The sequence below is a fragment of the Mycobacterium sp. WMMD1722 genome, from assembly GCF_049315205.1.
GTDB lineage: Bacteria > Actinomycetota > Actinomycetes > Mycobacteriales > Mycobacteriaceae > Mycobacterium.
Map to the genome: position 1 here is coordinate 1162331 of NZ_CP186056.1, position 18058 is coordinate 1180388.

Sequence of the window (18058 nt, forward strand, 5' to 3'; positions counted from 1 at the left end):
CTACAGCGGGTCGTGACCCCAGTTCATCAGTGAATACCGCCAGTTGGAGTCTTCCACGTCGCTGGACGGTCGTTGCGCCAGATGACGTTTGGCGTATCCGACGACCTTGCGCATGTGCGCGTAGTCGTCGTCACCGAGGTCGGCCTTCTTGGCCTGCAGGATCTTCACGATATGCCGGCCGCTGGCATGCCCGGTGGCCTCGCCGCCATCGGATTTCTGCCCCACCGATTTCGATTCGTCGGTGTCCAGCCAGGTCGAGAGTTCCTGGCCGTCATGTTGACGACGTCGTTGAACTCCGACCAGATCTGCTCGTGGTCGTCACCGCCCCGATCGCTATCCGCCACGGCTACTTCTTCTTCAGCGCGCTCGGTTTGTGAACCGCGTCCCCACCGCTCTTGTCGCTGACCACGCGGTACTGTGGTTCGTCCTTGGACGCCTTGACCTTTCGGCCCGCCGCCTCCTTCTCGGAGGTGATCTTCTCGGCCACCTTCCCCTCGGCGGTGCTGCCGTGACTCTTCCAGGTGACCTTGTCGCCCTTCTTGAATTCGTCGTCGCTCATGGGTTCGCGGGTACCCTTCGCCGCGCCGGGTCACCGCATCGGTCCCGGATCCGTCACATTTGACTCAGCGCGGGCCGTACATGATCAGGCCGACCCCGGCCAGGCAGACGAGAGCGCCGGTCACATCCCAGCGGTCGGGCCGAAAGCCGTCGGCGATCATGCCCCAGGTCAGCGACCCGGCGATGAACACTCCGCCGTAGGCGGCCAGCACCCGACCGAAGTTGGCGTCGGGCTGGAATGCCGCCACGACGCCATAGGTACCGAGGGCGAGAACACCGGCGCCGACCCACAGCCAGCCGCGGTGCTCGCGGACGCCCTGCCACACCAGCCAGGCGCCGCCGATCTCGAGCAGTGCGGCGAGGGCGAACAGTGCGACCGACTTTGCGGCCATTCAGTCGACCTGCCGATTCCACTCCAGCCAGCCGACTCCGGTACGTCCGTCGCCGGTGCTGACCCGGGCCCAGGCGCGCGGGAATTTGCTGACCCGACCGTCTTCGGCGGTCAGCAGAACCGGGGCGTAGCCGCGGATGTCGACGTCGAGCGTGAGCCCGGCGGGACGCAATTCCAGCGAGGTGGTGACCGGAAGGCCCGTGTCGGCGAAGCTGGCCTGCGCGGTGACGCCGGCCAGCTCACTCAGGGCCCCGCCGGCGGGCTGCACGTAACCCACGCCGAAGGGCGGCGCACCGGGGATCCTGAGGTCCAGAGCGTGCAGGTGGGTGCCGTCGTCGAGGTGCAGCGCACTCCACACCCATTCCATCGACCACCAGTCCCGAACGCCCCACGAGTGGTCCCGCTGCCCGGCGACGCTGTCGAGGGCGTACCGTCGCCCGTCTCCGGTGACCACGCCCGACACGGTGCAGGCGATCTCATAGCGCGGGGTGACCCGGTATTGGTAAGGCGTTCCCGCCGTGCTGAACGTCAGATCGAGCGACAGCTCCGCCGGCCGGCCCTTTTCGCCGCGCAGCAGCGCCGCGGGGTCATCGTGGGCCTGGCCGTCCGCTCGTACGGTGACCCGGTAGGTCTGCAGAGGCTCGACCGCGGTGAGAGTGAGGTGCGACCCTGACGCCTGGACGTCGCCGATGTCGGCCGGCAGCGGCGCCTCGAAGTCGACCAGGGCGATCGTGGGCAGGTCGGGCCCGCACAGCAGCGCGTTCACCCAGGCCTTGCCTTGGTTGGGAACCAATCCCAGCCGGATCCAGCCGCCGATCCCCTGCGCATCGTCGGCGAAGTCGAAGTACCAACTCTCGTTCCACAACTCGTCGTCCGTGGGGACGTGCTTCGCCTCATCAGAGGCTTGCGGTGAAAGTGGTTGAGGGGCAACAGGTTCGGGAAGAACAGCCAAGGCGTCGGTATCGAGCGCGTGGTCGCAGTGTCGGGCGAGCATGGTCATGAACATCTCGTCGCCCCGGTCGGTCCGTTCGACCAGCATGGACGACACGATCGCCATCATCACCCCGAAGAAGCTCTGCCGGCGCACCCCGTCACGCACGGTGTCGAGATCGACGGACGCCGAGGGGCCCAGTGCGTCGTGGTAGACGCGCAGCAGTTCGTCGTAGTGCGCACGCCGGTCGGCGCTCGGCAGCGCACAGCCGAGGAAATAGGCGACGTCGGTGAACGCGGGGCCCCAGGTCACGGTCTGCCAGTCGACGACGGTGAGTGCGCGGTCGGCGCCGGGTTCACCGAAGAGCATGTTGTCCAGCCGGTAGTCCCCATGGACCAGACCGTCGGCACGCCCGGCGGCCGACTCCGCCTCGAGATGGGCGTCGAACGCCGCCACCAGCCGCTCGCACACGCTGCGGTGCTCCGACGCGATCGAGCCGCCGTACCGTTCGGCGAATCCCGCCCACAGCTGGCCGATCAGCGTCTGGTTCATCGGCGACGGTCGGTTGAGCCAGTCCGCATCGGCCAGCGTGCGGTTGCCGATCAGCGGCCCATGGATACGCCCGAGTTCGGACAGCGCCAAACGGGCCTGATCGACGGTGGCCCCGCGGATCTCGTCACCGACCACCGCGGGCGCCGCATCGCCGAGCAGGAGCGCGAACACGCCGGTCTGCGGGTCGTGAGCGGCGTGGTAACACGGCGCGACGGGTCCGGACAGCCGGGGCGCGATGTCGGTGTAGAACCGGACCTCACGCTCGTAGAGGCCGAGCGCGTGGCCGGTCTGGCGACTGCTCTCGTCGGTGGCGGCCACTTTCAGCACCACCGATGCGGGCCCGCTGGCTCCCTCGGCATAAGACAGCCGCACCCGGTAGCACTCGCTCATCTGTCCGGTGCCGATGCGTTCGGTGTCGAAGCCGGTCACCTCACCCTGGCCGATCGCCGCCGTGAGCAATGCCGCGGTCAGGTCGGTGGGTCGTTCGATCACGGAGTCTTCGACGTCGGACACGATATGAACCTAGCAGTGGGCTGGGTCACACTGTTGACGGGTGTCAACCGGTCGTCGCGGCGGTCAGTGCGGGGCGCTGGTCGACGGGGTGTGACAGCCGTCGGCCGTCGAGGCCATGACATCCAGGGCCGGGTTGCGGTCGAAGAACCCGAACGGCTTGAGCCAGAACGACACCACGTCCACCGGCATCACCGGCCAGTCCTCCGGGCGGGTGATGTGGTGGATACCGAAGACATACCAGAGCACCACGTCGGTGTTGTCGATCGACCGGTTGGCTTTCGTCCACTCGCCCAGCCCGGTGTCGCGCGCCGACTGGTTCACGAATTCACCCGCGGGCCAGCGCTCGTCGGGATGGTTGGGGGTGACCCACAGGGTGTGGCCGATGACATTCGCGCGCTGCAACACCGGAGAGGACGGGTCGAACATCGGCGGTAACGCGCCCGTGGGCACCAGCTTGTAGGACGGGTGGGTGCCCAGACCGTTGACCACGTTGGTGTTGACCACCTTCCACCCGCGCTGGGTGGCGAAGTCGACGTCCTGCATGCCCTCGGCCTCGGTGCGCAGCGCGACGTTGCGCTGCACCAGCGACAGTCCGTAGGGATTGTCGGGGCCCACCGGTTCGGCGAACGATTCCGACATGACGACGGTGTTGTCCGTGCCGTCGATGTCGAGATCCAGCCTGGCCACCAGGAAGTGCTGGTGGAACGGGGCGTAGGTGCGCTCGTCGACCAGGGTGCCGTTGGGGTGTGGGCGGCCCGGCGGCAGCGGGGTGGTGACCATGATGCCGGTCGCCCGCACCTCGCATTCGATGTTGCCGTCCTGGTACAGCCGCCAATAGACCAGGTATTCATAGTTCGCGACGGTGACGTGGAACGACACGGTCAACCGGCGCATCCGCCGCACCTCGGCGCCCGCATGGTGGTCGACGTGCTTCCACAGCACCGCATCGTCTTCCTCGTGAATGCAGATGGCGTTGGTGACGGTGTACGGCTCGCCCCGGCTGTTGTGCAGCACCGCGTCGAGATATCGGATCTCGCCGAGGCAGTCGCAGCCGAGTTCCAGGGAGGTGGTCATGAAACCCAGCCCCCATTCGCCGATGTCGAAGGCGGTGCGGCGGTAGTGATCTTCCGACGAATCCCGGTACGGCACGATCATCTCGGCGAACGACAACCGGTGTGCGACCGATCGCTCGCGTTCCCCGTCGCGGTAGCGCAGCTGGTGCAGCGTCATACCCTCGCGGTGGTTGAAGCCGATACGCACCGACCAGTTCTGCCACCGCAGCAGGTTGCCGTCGAGTTCGAAGGACGGACCCTCGGGCTGCACGATGTGCAGCGGTTTGAGCGGATCGCGCCGCGAGGCAGCGCGCACCCGATCCGGAATGTGCTTGGGCGCGTATTCGCCCATCACCGCAGGCATCTCGACCGCGCCGCCGGCGAACGGGCCGCTGTCCTCGATGTCGAGCAACGCCATCTCGTTGAGGTCGACCACGCAGTGCAGACCGCTGACCAGATGGGCGTACGGATTGGCTCCCGGCGCGTCCTTGTACCAGATGTCGGCCCAGCCGATCCTGCGGTCACGGTACTGCGGCGGCGCGACCGCCTCCCCGTAGGTCCACGTGTCGATGAACACGTTGTCGATATCGGTGATGCCGCGACCCGCCAGTGCGGCCACGACGTCGGGGTGGGCGCGCAGCATCGCATCGCATTCGGTGAACTCGTCGACGGTGAAGTTCGCCTGAGCGCCGGGGACGTGGTCGAACATCTCGACCCGGTCGTCGGTCAAGCTGATCGTGGCCCGGTAGGTGGCGTTCGCCGAGCGGTTCAAGCAGATGGCGACCGCCCGGCGCGAGGGGCGCTCACCGGTGCGTTCGAACCCGGCCAACGCCGCCTTGTCCGGCTCGATCAGTTCGATGGAGGCGATGCGCCAGCCCTCGCCGACGCTGTGTTCGCGGTGCAGCATGGCCGCGACGGCGGTGAACTCGTCGGCGGACAGCGGGTCGAGAGGGTGAGTCACGCCGTTACGCAACCACATGCCGGCGCGCCGCGCAGGCGATCCGGCGGCACCCGTCACCGGGCGGCGAGCGTGAAACCCTCCCAGGCGCGCCTGCGGTCGGCGTGCGGGTCGTATTCGACGCGCGGTCTGCGGTCGAACACCAGCACCGCGCGGGTGTCTTCGCGGTAGAGCGGCCAGCCGTCACCTGGGACGCCGGTACGGCTGAACGAGCGCCAGCGCCGCTGCACGTCGCGGCTGACGCGTCGCGCGGAACGCTGATCGGCGGCCGCGGTCAGCAGCGACCCGAAGCGGGTGCGGTAGGTGTCGAAGACCGCGAACAGTTCGGTGGCGTGGGTGGCCCCCAGCCCGGACCACTGCAGGGTGCGCGGCGCGTAGTCGTAGCGATAGACGTAGGTGGGTGCATGCCGGGTGTGGGCTTCGGCGATCTGCCAGGTGGCCGTGCCGAAGGCGAAATCGCCGCCGAGCCGCACGCACGCCGACGAACTCGGGTAGCCGGGATAGGCCGCGGTGATCCGGTCGCGCTGTTCGGCGTCGGAGTCGGCCAGCAGCAGCTCGATCATCGATTCGTCCATCGGCAACAGCGGCAGGAAGCGGGTGAACAGTCGGCCTTCGTCGGCGTTGTTGCCCACGATGAGCGGAACCCGGTGCGCGGTGCCCTCGCGCATCGCGACCACCGGATCGTCGGGTAGGTAGTCGGTGTCGTAGGTCGGACCGACGGGGAACGACCCGGGCAGGTCTTCCTGCCCGCTGCCGACCAGGGCCTCCAGTGTCCTGCCCAGCTCCGCCGGGCGTGCCGACATCAGGGCCGCCGCGCCTTCACCGGGGCGGGCACCGAGCACTTCGGCGAATCGGTGCGCGAAGCGCGCAGCCGACTCGGCGGACCGGACCATGCCGCTGGCCGGGCTCTCCGAGATCACTCGCGCGAAAAGTCCCTCGGCCTGGGGAACAGCGAGCAATGTCGCCACGGCATGGGCTCCGGCGCTCTCGCCGAAGATCGTCACGTTGGCGGGGTCGCCGCCGAAGGCGGCGATGTTGTCGCGCACCCAGCGCAGCGCCATCACCAGGTCGCGCAGCATCAGATTGCCGTCGATGGGATGCTCCGGCGTGGACAGCGATGACAAGTCCATGCAGCCGAGCGCCCCGAGCCGGTAGTTGGCGGATACGTAGACACAGCCGCGCCGGGCCAGCGCCGCCCCGTCGTAGATCGGCGTGGCCGAGCTGCCCATGAAGTATCCGCCGCCGTGCACGAAGAACATCACCGGCAGGGGGCCATCCTGGGGCGTCTCCGGCGCCACGACGTTGAGGGTCAGGCAGTCCTCGCCCATCGACTGGTACTTACCGACACCGAGCAGCGTGTAACGCCGGGGCTGCGGGGCGCAGTTGCCGAAGCCGTGGCAGTGGCGCACCCCCCGCCAGGGTTCGGCGGGCAGCGGCGCGCGGAACCGCAGCGGACCCACCGGGGGCTGCGCATACGGGATCGACCGCCAGCGGTGCACGCCGTCGCGGGTGAATCCCTCGAGCGTGCCCGTGGTGATGGTGGTGCGGACGGTACGTTCGTGCATCTTCCGACGGTAGCGAACGCCGGTTCACTCCGCCGCGCCTGACCGTACGCGCCGGGACCGGCCGATAGGCTGTCGGGATGCGGATCGCCATCCTGGTCGCAGCCGCTGCGCTGGCAGCAGGGTGTACCCAGGGTGTCGATGGAACGCCGCAACCGCAGTCGCCGACGTCCTCGGCGGCCGCCCGGACACCGACCGTGACCGGCAGTCCCGCGGCGCCCGCCCCGGCACCGCCGCCGCGCGCTTCGGCCCCGGTCGCCGACGTGATCGACTGGATCGAAGCCGGGACACCCGCGGCCGTCGAGGAGTTCCACACCGTGACCCGGGACGGTGCCGCGACCGATCTGGGCAACGAGGTCGCCTTCGTCACCCCGTCGGGCACGTCGAAGTGTGTGACCGATGGCCGCGCGCAAGGGGCGCTGACCTGCCTGGTGGACCTCGGTGACCCCCCGCCGCGCCCGGCGCAGGTGTACGGCGAGTGGAAAGGCGGCTGGGTCGACTATCCCGGCGCGACGCTGACCGTCGGTTCCGCGCACGCCGACGCCGGCCCGTTCACTGACGGCTTCGGGGCCGAACTCGGCTACGGCAAGGCCCTGAATTTCGGCGACTACCGATGCCGCGCCGACCAGGACGGGCTGTTCTGCGTGAACTACGCCCACCAGTCGGCGGCCAGGTTCAGTGACGCCGGTGTGCAGGTGTTCGGGTGCCTGCGCGAGCAGGCACCCGAACCGGACGTCGGGGTGCGATTCAGCTGTTGAGCCCTCGGCGCCGGGATGTCGACGCCGAAGGCCCGCGAGCTCCGCAGCTCAGTTGAACCGGGTATTGCCGTCCACGATCTTGGCGGTCACCGGTGTGCCGTTGATGGTGCTGGTCCACGTGCCGAAGCGCAACGGCGGCGCCGATGAGAGCTTGCGGTTCTTGCGCAGGTCCGCCAGCCGCTGTTTGGCGTCGGCGTCCTGGCGCTTGTTGAGCTCGCCGATCGACTCGCGGTCGCTGCGCGCGCTGCCGTTCTGCACTCCGGTGATCGACCCGTCGGGCCGCACGATCCAGGACGCGCGGGTGTCCCCGGCGGTCGCGGTGTACATGCCGGCCGGTGCCGGCACCGCAGCGGCGGTGAACGTGTAGGTCACGTCGTCGACGGTGAGATCACCATCGACGGTCTTCCCGTTGTAGCTGCCGCTGAGGGTGTCGTCGAATCCCCCGGTAAGCGAGAGCGATCCGTCCTGCTCGTCGCCGAAGAACCAGGCCTCCTCCCGGCTGCCGTCGCATGCGTAGGCGGTGACGCTGTCACCGTCGACGGCGATGCCGATGGTCATCGTGATGCCGTCTTTTTGGACATCGGCGATGTACTTGGCGGATTCCGGGAAGGGAGTGGCAGCGGCAGTGGGACTTTCGCTGGCGTTGGGGGCCGGCGAGGTCTCGCTGCCGCATGCGGGCAGGGCGCCGAGGGCGATCAGCGCGCCGGCACCGATGATCAGGGTGCGGGTGTGTTTTCTCATGGCTGCAAGCATGAATCGCCGTCCGCGGCGTTACATGAATTTTGTATGGAGATTGCGTGGAGATCAGCCGGTCTCGGACAGGAATGCGCGGATCTGCGCACCGAACACCTGCCAGGCCGGTTCGGCGGCCGTGAGCAGATGGTTGTTGCTGTCCAAGGCGATCAGCCGCGACTGCGGGATCAGCGCGGCGAGTTCCTCGCCGTAGCGTATCGGCACCCGGCGGTCATCGCGGGAGTGCAGCATCAGCGTCGGGCACTGCACCTGCTGGGCCTCGTCACGCACGTCGATGCGCCCGAATTCGGTGAGAAAGCGCACCGCGTTCTCTCCGGATGTGGTGCGCCGCTGCAACTGGTCGAAGGCCGCCCAGTCGGCGCGGGTCCCGTCCGGGAGGAACTGCGCCGCGAACACTTGACGGAACGCCGGATCATCCCTTCCCCACCCGACCCGAGCCAAGTCGAGATCGAGTGCGGCAGCTTGCCTTTCGTTGTCATCGACGGCCCGCACCGCCCGGCCTCTGGCATAGGCGCCGCAGAGCACCAGCCGGCTCACCCGTTCGGGATGGCGGGCGGCATAGGCGACGGCGACCGCGCCGCCCTGCGACACCCCCAGCAGCGGGAAGCGGTCGAGGTGCAACGCCTCGACCACCGACTCGAGGTCGCTGACCCAGGCGTCGAACGAGAAATCGCTTGTCTCCCAGTCCGACAGCCCGCAGCCACGCTCGTCGTAGCGGATGAAGCAGTGGTGCTGCGACAGATCGCGGACCCAGTGCCGCCAGACGGGGCTCTCGATGTCGTAGCCGAGGTGGGTCATCCAATTGGCGGCGCGCACCAGCGGTGGCCCGTTGCCCACCACCGCGTAGGCCAGTCGCGCGCCATCGGTGGCGCGGCAGAACGCGATGTGCTGGCGCAGCGGTGTTTCGGGCGGGTCGGGTGACCGCGCCGGTTTGGGTATGCCGTCGGAGACGACGCCGATGAACTGGTAACCGCGGCCACGCACGGTGCGGATGTAGCGCTGCGATTCCCCGTCGTCACCCAGCGCGCGCCGGGCCGCCTTGATCCGACTCGTCAACGCGGCCTCCCCGACGAAGCGCCCGCCCCACACCGAGTCGAACAGCTCCTCCTTGCTGACGCACCGATCGTGGTGGCGCACCAGCAGCGTGAGGACATCGAACACCTGCGGTTCGACCTTGATCAAGGCGGGGCCGCACCGCAATTCGTAACGCTGCAGGTCGAGGACGAAGTCATCGAAGCGCCACACCTCGCGCTGCCCCGGGACGGCGGAAGCGCCCGGGGTGGACTCAGGTGGCGACAGCGACATGGGCTACCCGTTTCGGCGGACGGTCGCTCCATCGTAAGGCCTGACGCCGCGGCGAGCATCATGATCAGTCGGTCACCGCATGGTCAGCAGATCATTCCGCCGCACCGCCGACATCGCCAGGGTCCGGTAGCCGTAGTCGTCGAAGAGCACCGTGACCCGCTCGGCGTCGCCGCCGATCACTACGCCGCTCCCCCACTCTTTGTGCTCGACCTCGGTCTCGCGCGGGATCGCCGGCTGGTCATCGGACGTGTCGGCGGCGATGTCGGCGGCGCTACAGCGGTCGCAGTTGCCGCACGGTTCGGGCAGCCCCTGACCGAAGTAGCCGAGCAGGAACTGTCTGCGGCAGTCGCGCGTCTCGGCGTAGCCGCGCATCATCTCGACCCGGCTGCGGTCGATGCGTTCGCGCATGTCGACGATCTCGAGGGCGGCCCGTACCGCGTCGCGGGTCTTTCGGCCGCTCGAGCGGAATCCCTTACCGGTGGCGGTGATGGCCTCGGCCTGTTCGAGGAGATTGATCGCATTGGTCAGGGTGCGTCCTGTGACCCCGAGTTCTCCGCGCAGCTGCTTGATCCGCTTGGGCTTGCGCTCGTCGAGGGCTTTGTATGCGGCCCTGATCAGGTCCTCGTCGGGCCGGTGGGTGGTGAAGAACCGGGCCAGACCCAGATCCTCGGCGCGGTAGAACAGCAGGGCCAGGGCGTCTTCGCCGTCGCGACCGGCCCGTCCGATCTGTTGGTAGTAGGAATCGAGGGACTCGGGGATCGACGCATGCACGACGAAGCGGACGTTCGGCTTGTCGATACCCATCCCGAATGCCGACGTCGCGACCACCACGTCGAAGTCCCCGTTTCCAGCGTCTTTGCGAAAGCCGTCGTGCACCGCATGACGCTGCGCTACCGACAGCCCGGCGTGGTAGACCGCGGCTCGTCGGCCGCGTGCGTTGAGCGCCTCGGCGTACTGTTCGGCGTCTCTGCGGGTGGCGGTGTAGAGCAGCCCGGGGCCGCTGAGACCGGCAACCGTCTCCAGGACGGCGGCCCGCTTGGCGTCGTCGTCGGCGAACTGCTCGACCGCCAGTCGCAGATTCGGTCGGTCGAAGTCGCCGACCACGATCAGCGGATCGCGCTGACGCAGCCGCTCGGAGATCTCCCGGCGGACCACCACCGAGGCTGTGGCGGTCAATGCGGCCACCGGCGCCTCGGCGGCGATCCGCTCGAAGGCGTCGGCCAGACGCAGATAGTCCGGCCGGAAATCGTGACCCCACGCCGAGACGCAGTGCGCTTCGTCGACGACGATCAGCGACACGCCGGTCTCGGCCAGGCGGGCGACGACCTCGTCGTTGGCGAGCTGTTCGGCCGAGACGAACACGTAGTCGGCGTCGTGCCTGCGCAGGGCCGCCCAGTTGGCCTCGGCTTCGGCCGGCCGCAGCTGGGAGTTGATCGCCACCGCTTCGGGGGCGCCGGCATCGGCCAGGCCGGCGATCTGATCCTGCTGGAGGGCGATCAAGGGTGAGACGACCAGCGTTGGACCGTCGAGCAGGATGTCGGGGACCTGATAGATCGCGGACTTTCCGGAACCGGTCGGCAGGACCGCCAGCACGTCGCGGCCGGCCATGATCGCCCGCATCGCCGCCAGCTGCTCGGGATGCAGCTGTTGCCAGCCGAATACCTCGCGCGCGGTCCGGCAGAGCTGTTCGACACACGCGTCTCGTGCAACCACCGCGACCTGTTACCCGGGCCGTCGGCGGGAAAACCTACCGCCAGCCGTCGGCGGCCTTCGCTGCGCGCATCAGTGCATCGCACAGCTGGCGCAGCTCTTCGGAATCCGCTCCCTCGTCCACCGCGGTGGCGACGTCTTCTGCGGCACAGCGCACCTGGAACACTCGATCGGACAGCTGTGCCGCTTCGTCGGCGGTCAGCACCACCGCATCGTCGGCGAGTGCGGTGCCCTTGACCATGGCGCGCTGTTCGTAGGCGCGCTGCCGGCACGACTGCCGGCAGTACTGCCGCCGCCGGCCCATTCCGGCGTCGGCCACCTCCCGTCCGCACCAGCGACACGGTTGGGGGCGGTCACGACGTCGGCCCAGGGCGATCGGGGACGTAGTGGGGGGTGCTGCCTGCGACGGTGCCACGGATCCTGACTGTAGACCGGGTGCCCGACCGATCCCGGTATCATCGTCGGTCGAGTCGGGAACTGTGCGCGCGTTTGCCGCGTTGTTGATCCGGCAAGTCTGCAGTTGAACAAGGAGTGATGACGATGGCTGATCGTGTCCTGCGAGGCAGTCGTCTCGGAGCCGTGAGCTACGAGACCGACCGCAACCACGACCTGGCGCCGCGTCAGGTCGCCCGCTACCGCACCGACAACGGCGAGGAATTCGACGTCCCGTTCGCCGACGATGCGGAGATCCCCGGCACGTGGCTGTGCCGCAACGGTATGGAGGGCACCCTCATCGAGGGTGACGTACCGGAGCCCAAGAAGGTGAAGCCGCCGCGTACCCACTGGGACATGCTGCTCGAGCGCCGTTCGGTCGACGAGCTGGAGGAGCTCCTCAAGGAGCGGCTCGACCTGATCAAGTCCAAGCGCCGGGGCAGCTGAGCGGCCTCAGCGCCGGTATTCGAGTCCGCGGGCGCGGTCGTAGCGCCCGCGGATTCCCCAGTCTGCGACCTTGAACAGCGCCTCACGGATGTTCGACCCGCTCATCTTCGATTGGCCCAGCTCGCGTTCGGAGAATGTGATGGGCACCTCGGTGACCACGAAACCGTTGTTGATGGTGCGCCAGGTCAGGTCGATCTGGAAGCAGTAGCCCTTGGAGTCGACCGCGGAGAGGTCGACCTTCTCCAGTACCTCGCGCCGGTAGGCCCGATAGCCGGCGGTGATGTCGTGGATGTCCACCCCGAGCAGCACCCGCGCGTAGGTGTTGGCGGTCTTGGACAGGGCATAGCGGCGCCGCGGCCAGTTCCTGATGGTTCCGCCCGGCACGTACCGTGATCCGATCGCGAGGTCGGCGCCCTGGTCGACGGCGTCGAGCAGGCGATGCAGCTGCTCGGGGGCATGGCTGCCGTCGGCGTCCATCTCCACCAGCACCGAGTACTGCCGCCCCAGGCCCCAGGCAAAGCCGGCCAGGTACGCCGCGCCCAGCCCGTCCTTCGAGGTGCGGTGCATGACGTGGATCCGGTCGGGGTCGTTCAGCGCCAGCTCGTCGGCCAGTTCACCGGTTCCGTCGGGACTGCCGTCGTCAACCACCAGGACGTGGACCCCCGGGCACGCGTCGTGCACCCGGCGCACGATCAGCGGCAGGTTCTCCCGCTCGTTGTAGGTCGGGATGATGACCAGCGTGCGCTCACTCGGCCGGGCGGACCCGGCCATGGGACTGGTCATGCATTTCCTCCATCGTCGCTGCCCGGATGGGGCTGCTCAGTCGAACTCCCGGCGACCTTGCGGCGTCGCCGGATCACGGACACGAACTCTCCATTGTGCAGTATGGCGACGATCACAGCGACGAACCCGACGCCGACCACCGCCAGCTGCACCGCCGGTCCCCAGCGGGTGGCCGGGGTCAGATCGGTCTTCAGCCGGATCTGGCGGTCCAGGTAGGCCGGTTCGAAGAACTGGGTGCGGGCCAGTTCCCGGCCGTCGGGCGCGATGATCGCGCTGATCCCGGTGGTGCCCGCGGTCACGACGAATCGATCGTGTTCGACGGCACGCAGCCGGCTGAACGCCAGCTGCTGTTCGCTCATGGCCTCGGTGAACGTCGCGTTGTTCGCCGGTACCGCCAGCACCTGGGCGCCACCGAGCACCGATTCCCGCGCGGCCCGGTCGAAGATGACCTCCCAGCAGGTGGTGACGCCGATCGGCACACCGGCCGCGGTGACCACGCCGTTGCCCTCGCCGGGCACGAAATAGCCCGCCCGCTCGGCGTACGGGGAGAGCTTGGAGAAGAAACTGCGCCACGGCAGGTACTCCCCGAACGGCTGGACGATCTTCTTGTCGTGGCGGTCGGCGGGTCCGCTTCCCGGATTCCACACGATGACCGTGTTGGTCGAGACGGGATTGTCCGGGGTGTAATCGGGCGCCCGGACCACGCCGCCCACGAGGATCGGTGCGTTGATCGCCTGGGCGGCCGCCGAGATCTGCGCGCCCGCGTCGGCGTTGGCCAGTGGGTCGATGTCCGAGGAGTTCTCCGGCCAGACCACGAACATCGGCTGCTGGGCCCGGCCCGCCCTGACGTCCTGGGCCAGCCGCAGCGTCTCCTCGACGTGGTTGTCCAGCACCGCCCGACGCTGGGCGTTGAATTCCAGGCCCAGGCGCGGCACGTTGCCCTGGACCGCGGCGACGGTGACGGGTTGGTCGTCGACCGCGCCGGTGGCCGCATGCCGGACCTGCGGCCAGATGACCGCGGTGCCCAGCAGCACTGCGGCAATCGCCAGACCGGGCAGCACCACGGCCGGCGGCGCCGCGCTGTGGGTGGTGCCGCGACGCAGCCACGTCACGATCTCGGCGGTCAGCGCGGTCAGGCTGAAGCCGGCCAGCGCGACCGCCAACGAGATCAGCGGCGCTCCGCCGAGCTGCGCCAACGCCAGCAGCGGGCTGGTGGTCTGACTGAAGCCGACCACCCCCCAGGGGAAGCCGCCGAACGGCATGATCGACTTGAGCCATTCCTGGCCGACCCACAGGGCGGCGAACCACACCGGCCAGCCTCTGAGCCGCCGGACGAGCACGGCCAGCGCGGCGAACAGCGCGGGAAACAGCGCTTCGACCGCCGACAGGCCCAACCACGGCGCCGACCCGACCAGTCCGCTGATCCAGGGCAGCAGCGGGATGTAGAACGCCAGACCGAACAGGTAGCCGTAGCCGAATCCGCCTGCGGTGGTGGTGGTGTCGCGGGTCAGCACCCAGGCCAGCAGCGCCAGGGCGAGGAATGCGCAGAACCACCAGCCGAACGGCGGGAAGCTGACACACAGCAGCAACCCGGCGGCGACGGTGACGCCCAGCTGGACCGCGCGGTCGGCGATGCCACGGCCGAGGCGCCGAACCCGCTGCACCCACCGTGTGGACGCCGTGCGGTCGACGGTCTGATCCACCTCAGCCATGGATCACGACGCCCCGGTGGACGGTCTGGAGGCAGCGGGGTGTGGCCGCGTCGGGATCGAGGCGGGGCAGTGCGGGCACCCGGGATCGAGGATCGGTCGACCAGCGCTGCACCGCATCGGCGGGCGCCGTGACGTCGAATTCCTCCGCCTCCCACACGGCGTAGGAGGCTGGCGCGCCGGGCACCAGAGTGCCGGTCACCCCGTCGCGGATCCCGCCGGCGCGCCAGGCTCCCCTGGTGGCAGCGGCGAACGCGGCGCGCAGCGAAAGCGCGCTGCCCGCAGTGCGGTGCCGACCGGCCGCCCGCACGCTGGACCACGGGTCCATGCTGGTGACGGGCGTGTCCGAGCCGAACGCGAGGGGCACGCCTTGGGATGCTAACAGCGCGAACGGGTTCAGCCCGGCGGCTCGGACCGGCCCGAGCCGCTGGGCGTACATACCGTCCGGCCCGCCCCACAGCGCGTCGAAGTGGGGCTGCATGCTGGCGATCACGCCCCACGCGCCGAGTTGCGCAGCCTGCTCTGCGGTGACCATCTCCAGATGCTCGAGCCGATGGCCGCAGCGGGCGACCGCCGGTCCGCCGACCTCGTCGACGACCCGGGCCAACGCCGATACGACAGTCGTCACCGCGGCGTCGCCGATGACGTGGAATCCGGCGGTGATTCCCGCCTCGGTGCAGGCGCGCAGGTGCGCGGTGACCGCTTCGGCGTCGAGGTAGCAGTTGCCGCACTGCCCGGGGGCGTCGGCATAGGGTTCGTGCAGCCATGCGGTGCGCGAACCCAGCGCCCCGTCGACGAACAGGTCGCCGGCCAGCCCGCGCGCCCCCGTGCGCTCGAGGAGTTCCGCGGCGTGGGCGGCGTCGGTGGCGGCTTCGCCCCAGTACCCGGTGATCTCGACCCCGTGGTCGACGTCGCGCAGTTCCAACCAGTCCTCGAGCCCGCCGATCTGGGGGCCGGCGCATTCGTGGACGGCGACGATGCCGTGGCCGGCCGCCGCGTCGAGGGCTGCGCGGCGCGCGTCGTTGCGCTGTGCGGGCGTGAGTCCGGCCCGCGCGGCGGCCCGCACCAGATGGTGGGCGTCGGCGGTCAGTGGTCGCTGAGGGTGATGGCCGCGGGCCCCGGTGAGTCCGGGCACCCGGACCCGCAACGCCGTCGACGCCGCCGCGGAGTGCACGTCGACCCGGGACAGGTAGGTCGCGCGACCGCTGACCGCGGCGTCGATGTCCGCGGTGCTCGGCGCGTTCGCCTCCGGCCAGCGCGTCTCGTCCCACCCGTGGCCCCACAGCAGGCCGTCGGGGTGACGGCGGGCGTGGTCGGCGAGGCGGCCGAGGCAGTCGCGCAGCGATACCGCGTCGCGCAGATCGAGCCCGACAAGGGTGAGGCCGGTCGCGGTCAGGTGGACGTGGCTGTCCACGAACGCCGGTGCGACGAATCCGCCGTCGAGATCGGTGACCTGTGCATCCGGGAACTGGGCACGTCCGACGTCGTCGCTGCCCAGCCAGGCCACGACGCCGTCCCGGACCGCCATCGCGGTCGCGTCGGGTTGGGCGGGGCTGTGCACCCGCCCGTTGATGAGCAGTGTCGTCACGGCGCCGACAGGCTACCGGGCTCCGTCCGGCCGGCGTTGCACCGCCGTCTGGTCGACGTCGACCACGTCGATGACCTCACCGTCGATGTAGTCACGCCGGCGCGGCCCCGCCGGGGTGTCGACGACGATGAGTGGAACCCGCCGGCCGATGCCGCGGGCAGCCAGCGCGGTGACGACGGGCCGCGCGGCGGCGCGGGTGGGCGGGAGGAGCAACAGCGCCCCGACAACCGTGCTGGCCACGCCGGGCACGACGACGAGCACCGTCCCGAGCGCGACCAGGGCACTGTCGGTGACCGCACCCTGGGCGTTGCGCCCGGTCAGACCGGTGCGCAGTCGCTGGACGTGCCGCTTGAGCTGCGATCCGGCCAGGGCCAGGCCCAGGACGAACGCCGCGAGCGAGGCGAGCAGGGTCCAACCCAGACCGATCGTCGAGACGAGCGCCACGACGACGGCGATCTCGACGACCGCGTACACCAGAAACAGCCGCATTGCCATGTCTGTGCAACGCGCGGCGCGCAGCCGTGGTTCCGGTCTGGGACGTACATTCGGATCCGTGACGGAAACGGTGACCACGGTGCGCATCGAGACCTCTGACGGACGCATCGACGCTCTGCTCGGTCTGCCTGCCGGCGACGGGCCGCAACCCGGCGTGGTCGTGGTGCACGACGCGATCGGGTTCAGCCATGACAACGAGGCGATCGTGGGTCGTATCGCCGCGGCGGGCTACGTGGCCGTGGCGCCCAATCTGTACTCGCGGGGCAACCGGCTGAAGTGCATGACCCGAGTGTTCCGCGAGGCACTCGCCCAGCATGGCCGTTCATTCGACGACCTGATCGCCGCGCGCGACCACCTCATCGGGATGCCCGAGTGTTCCGGGGCCGTCGCGATCGCCGGGTTCTGCATGGGCGGTCAGTTCGCACTGCTGCTCGGGGCGGGCAACTTCGCTGCCGCCGCCCCGTTCTACGGCACCCCGCTACCGAAGAACCTGGACCGCTCACTGAATGCGTCCTGCCCGATCGTGGCCAGCTTCGGGGCCCGCGATCCGATGGGGCGCAAGGCCCCCGAACAGCTGTCGGCGGTCGTCGAGGCCAAGGGTGTGCCCGCCGACATCAAGGTCTACCCGCAGGCCGGGCACAGCTTCGCCAACCTCCTGCCGGCCCAGCCACTGCTGCGGGTCACCGGGTTCGGGTATGACGACGCGGCCACCGACGACGCGTGGCAGCGGGTGTTCGCCTTCTTCGCCGAACACCTACCCGGTTAGGACGGGTCCGGCGGTGCAGCGGTCACTTCGATCGCGGCGTGCACCTTGTCGACGCCACCTCGGATGAGGGCCTGCGGGATCCACCACCACGCGTGCCACCAGTAGCGCCGGGTGACCATGTCGAACACCCGCCGGGTCTCGGACTTCGGCAGGTTCCGGGCGACGGCCTCGACGGGCTCGCCCTTGGGTTTGCCCAGTACGCCGCATTTCTGGATCGTGACCCGCGCAGTGTTGTTGATGCGCTTGGTCTTCCACGATCCGTCGTCGGTGCTGATGAGCAGTTTGTCACCGTCGGGCACGCCCCACACCGGTGTGGGCTTGGGTCTGCCGTCCTTGGTGAAGGTCGTCAGCAGCAGATACTTCTCGCCGTAGACGTCCTTGAATGTGGGCGCCACGGTCAGGCCGCCGGTTTGATCTCGATGGTCACGTTGTTCTTCATGCCCCCACGCAGCTTCGAGAAAACGTTGAACGTCTTGCCCAGCAGGCCGTAGCGGCGGCCCAGCGCATCGTAGGTCGCCCCGTTGGCGGACTTGTCCAGGATGGATGCGACGGCTTCCACGGCCTCCCCCTTGGGTTTTCCGCCGCGGTCGCAGGGCGCGATGGTGACCCGGGAGGTGTTGCGGATCCGTTTGACCTTCCAGGACTTCTCCTGGGTGATCGCGATCAGTCCGTCGCCGTGGGGGACCGCCCAGATCGCCGTCGGCTTGGGCCGGCCGTCCTTGGTGAAGGTGGTCAGCAGGATGTACTCGGATTTCGCGACGTCGGCGAAGGTGGCGGCCATGGTGATCACGGTAC

The 18058-nt window shown here is 69.1% G+C and carries 19 protein-coding genes; 3 read left to right on the plus strand and 16 right to left on the minus strand.

Features of this window, described 5'->3' with window-relative positions:
* The 6 genes from ACN27E_RS05405 to ACN27E_RS05430 form a co-directional block, all read right to left on the minus strand.
* Positions 1-225, minus strand: coding sequence for a DUF3140 domain-containing protein (locus tag ACN27E_RS05405; RefSeq protein WP_422747194.1), 225 nt, complete (start codon positions 223-225; stop codon positions 1-3).
* Positions 226-346: 121 nt separating this feature from the next.
* A complete protein-coding gene (locus ACN27E_RS05410; RefSeq protein WP_422747196.1) occupies positions 347-559 on the minus strand; it encodes a DUF2945 domain-containing protein in 213 nt (70 codons plus the stop codon).
* 64 nt (positions 560-623) lie between these two features.
* Positions 624-950: a YnfA family protein gene (locus ACN27E_RS05415; RefSeq protein ID WP_422747198.1), complete on the minus strand. Its 327-nt coding sequence runs from the start codon at positions 948-950 to the stop codon at positions 624-626.
* Complete coding sequence (locus ACN27E_RS05420) at positions 951-2945, minus strand: phosphotransferase (protein ID WP_422747200.1); 1995 nt, start codon at positions 2943-2945, stop codon at positions 951-953.
* A 63-nt stretch (positions 2946-3008) separates the two neighbouring features.
* Positions 3009-4976: a primary-amine oxidase gene (locus tag ACN27E_RS05425; RefSeq protein WP_422749631.1), complete on the minus strand. Its 1968-nt coding sequence runs from the start codon at positions 4974-4976 to the stop codon at positions 3009-3011.
* Positions 4977-5011: 35 nt separating this feature from the next.
* On the minus strand, positions 5012-6520 hold the full coding sequence (locus ACN27E_RS05430) for a carboxylesterase/lipase family protein (RefSeq protein WP_422747202.1): 1509 nt from the start codon (positions 6518-6520) through the stop codon (positions 5012-5014).
* 77 nt (positions 6521-6597) lie between these two features.
* On the opposite strand from ACN27E_RS05430, the gene ACN27E_RS05435 reads away from it, so the two are divergent.
* Positions 6598-7275 (plus strand): hypothetical protein, encoded by a 678-nt coding sequence (locus tag ACN27E_RS05435; RefSeq protein ID WP_422747204.1) that lies wholly within the window; start codon positions 6598-6600, stop codon positions 7273-7275.
* A gap of 48 nt (positions 7276-7323) precedes the next feature.
* Here the strand turns inward: ACN27E_RS05435 and ACN27E_RS05440 are convergent, their stop codons facing one another.
* The 4 genes from ACN27E_RS05440 to ACN27E_RS05455 all read right to left on the minus strand — a co-directional run bounded on the left by ACN27E_RS05440 (position 7324) and on the right by ACN27E_RS05455 (position 11419).
* Positions 7324-8016 (minus strand): hypothetical protein, encoded by a 693-nt coding sequence (locus ACN27E_RS05440; protein WP_422747206.1) that lies wholly within the window; start codon positions 8014-8016, stop codon positions 7324-7326.
* 63 nt (positions 8017-8079) lie between these two features.
* Positions 8080-9333: an alpha/beta fold hydrolase gene (locus ACN27E_RS05445; protein ID WP_422747208.1), complete on the minus strand. Its 1254-nt coding sequence runs from the start codon at positions 9331-9333 to the stop codon at positions 8080-8082.
* Positions 9334-9405: 72 nt separating this feature from the next.
* Positions 9406-11046 carry a RecQ family ATP-dependent DNA helicase gene (locus tag ACN27E_RS05450; RefSeq protein ID WP_422747210.1) on the minus strand — a complete coding sequence of 547 codons (1641 nt, stop codon included), beginning with the start codon at positions 11044-11046 and terminating at the stop codon, positions 9406-9408.
* A 34-nt stretch (positions 11047-11080) separates the two neighbouring features.
* Entirely contained in the window at positions 11081-11419 is a 339-nt protein-coding gene (locus tag ACN27E_RS05455; RefSeq protein ID WP_422749633.1) for a hypothetical protein, read from the minus strand.
* Positions 11420-11583: 164 nt separating this feature from the next.
* Here ACN27E_RS05455 and rbpA point away from each other — a divergent pair, with 164 nt between their 5' ends.
* Entirely contained in the window at positions 11584-11922 is a 339-nt protein-coding gene (rbpA, locus tag ACN27E_RS05460) for an RNA polymerase-binding protein RbpA (RefSeq protein ID WP_264015750.1), read from the plus strand.
* Between the two features lie 6 nt (positions 11923-11928).
* Here rbpA and ACN27E_RS05465 read toward each other — a convergent pair whose 3' ends face one another.
* Genes ACN27E_RS05465 through ACN27E_RS05480 form a run of 4 tightly spaced genes read right to left on the minus strand, consistent with a single transcriptional unit; the run spans position 11929 to position 16497 of the window.
* The gene (locus tag ACN27E_RS05465; RefSeq protein WP_422747213.1) at positions 11929-12705 is read right to left on the minus strand and encodes a polyprenol monophosphomannose synthase; all 777 of its coding nucleotides are present in this window, start codon (positions 12703-12705) and stop codon (positions 11929-11931) included.
* A complete protein-coding gene (lnt, locus tag ACN27E_RS05470) occupies positions 12702-14417 on the minus strand; it encodes an apolipoprotein N-acyltransferase (protein WP_422747215.1) in 1716 nt (571 codons plus the stop codon). Before lnt ends, ACN27E_RS05465 begins: the two co-directional genes overlap by 4 nt.
* On the minus strand, positions 14410-16002 hold the full coding sequence (locus ACN27E_RS05475) for an amidohydrolase (RefSeq protein ID WP_422747218.1): 1593 nt from the start codon (positions 16000-16002) through the stop codon (positions 14410-14412). The genes lnt and ACN27E_RS05475 overlap by 8 nt, the downstream gene beginning before the upstream one ends.
* A gap of 12 nt (positions 16003-16014) precedes the next feature.
* The gene (locus tag ACN27E_RS05480; RefSeq protein WP_422747220.1) at positions 16015-16497 is read right to left on the minus strand and encodes an FxsA family protein; all 483 of its coding nucleotides are present in this window, start codon (positions 16495-16497) and stop codon (positions 16015-16017) included.
* A gap of 70 nt (positions 16498-16567) precedes the next feature.
* Between ACN27E_RS05480 and ACN27E_RS05485 the strand changes: the two genes are divergently transcribed.
* Complete coding sequence (locus ACN27E_RS05485; RefSeq protein ID WP_422749635.1) at positions 16568-17263, plus strand: dienelactone hydrolase family protein; 696 nt, start codon at positions 16568-16570, stop codon at positions 17261-17263.
* On the opposite strand, the gene ACN27E_RS05490 is transcribed toward ACN27E_RS05485, so the two are convergent.
* The gene (locus ACN27E_RS05490) at positions 17260-17658 is read right to left on the minus strand and encodes a PPOX class F420-dependent oxidoreductase (RefSeq protein ID WP_422747222.1); all 399 of its coding nucleotides are present in this window, start codon (positions 17656-17658) and stop codon (positions 17260-17262) included. The genes ACN27E_RS05485 and ACN27E_RS05490 overlap by 4 nt on opposite strands.
* Before the next feature lie 2 nt (positions 17659-17660).
* On the minus strand, positions 17661-18044 hold the full coding sequence (locus tag ACN27E_RS05495; RefSeq protein WP_422747224.1) for a PPOX class F420-dependent oxidoreductase: 384 nt from the start codon (positions 18042-18044) through the stop codon (positions 17661-17663).
* Positions 18045-18058 lie beyond the last annotated feature (14 nt).

Coding starts and splice junctions, on each gene's coding strand:
- ACN27E_RS05410 (WP_422747196.1), bottom strand. CDS start 559: ATGAGCGACGACGAATTCAAGAAGGGCGACAAGGTCACCTGGAAGAGT.
- ACN27E_RS05415 (WP_422747198.1), bottom strand. CDS start 950: ATGGCCGCAAAGTCGGTCGCACTGTTCGCCCTCGCCGCACTGCTCGAG.
- ACN27E_RS05425 (WP_422749631.1), bottom strand. CDS start 4,976: ATGTGGTTGCGTAACGGCGTGACTCACCCTCTCGACCCGCTGTCCGCC.
- ACN27E_RS05430 (WP_422747202.1), bottom strand. CDS start 6,520: ATGCACGAACGTACCGTCCGCACCACCATCACCACGGGCACGCTCGAG.
- ACN27E_RS05435 (WP_422747204.1), top strand. CDS start 6,598: ATGCGGATCGCCATCCTGGTCGCAGCCGCTGCGCTGGCAGCAGGGTGT.
- ACN27E_RS05440 (WP_422747206.1), bottom strand. CDS start 8,016: ATGAGAAAACACACCCGCACCCTGATCATCGGTGCCGGCGCGCTGATC.
- ACN27E_RS05445 (WP_422747208.1), bottom strand. CDS start 9,333: ATGTCGCTGTCGCCACCTGAGTCCACCCCGGGCGCTTCCGCCGTCCCG.
- rbpA (WP_264015750.1), top strand. CDS start 11,584: ATGGCTGATCGTGTCCTGCGAGGCAGTCGTCTCGGAGCCGTGAGCTAC.
- ACN27E_RS05465 (WP_422747213.1), bottom strand. CDS start 12,705: ATGACCAGTCCCATGGCCGGGTCCGCCCGGCCGAGTGAGCGCACGCTG.
- lnt (WP_422747215.1), bottom strand. CDS start 14,417: ATGGCTGAGGTGGATCAGACCGTCGACCGCACGGCGTCCACACGGTGG.
- ACN27E_RS05480 (WP_422747220.1), bottom strand. CDS start 16,497: ATGGCAATGCGGCTGTTTCTGGTGTACGCGGTCGTCGAGATCGCCGTC.
- ACN27E_RS05495 (WP_422747224.1), bottom strand. CDS start 18,044: ATGGCCGCCACCTTCGCCGACGTCGCGAAATCCGAGTACATCCTGCTG.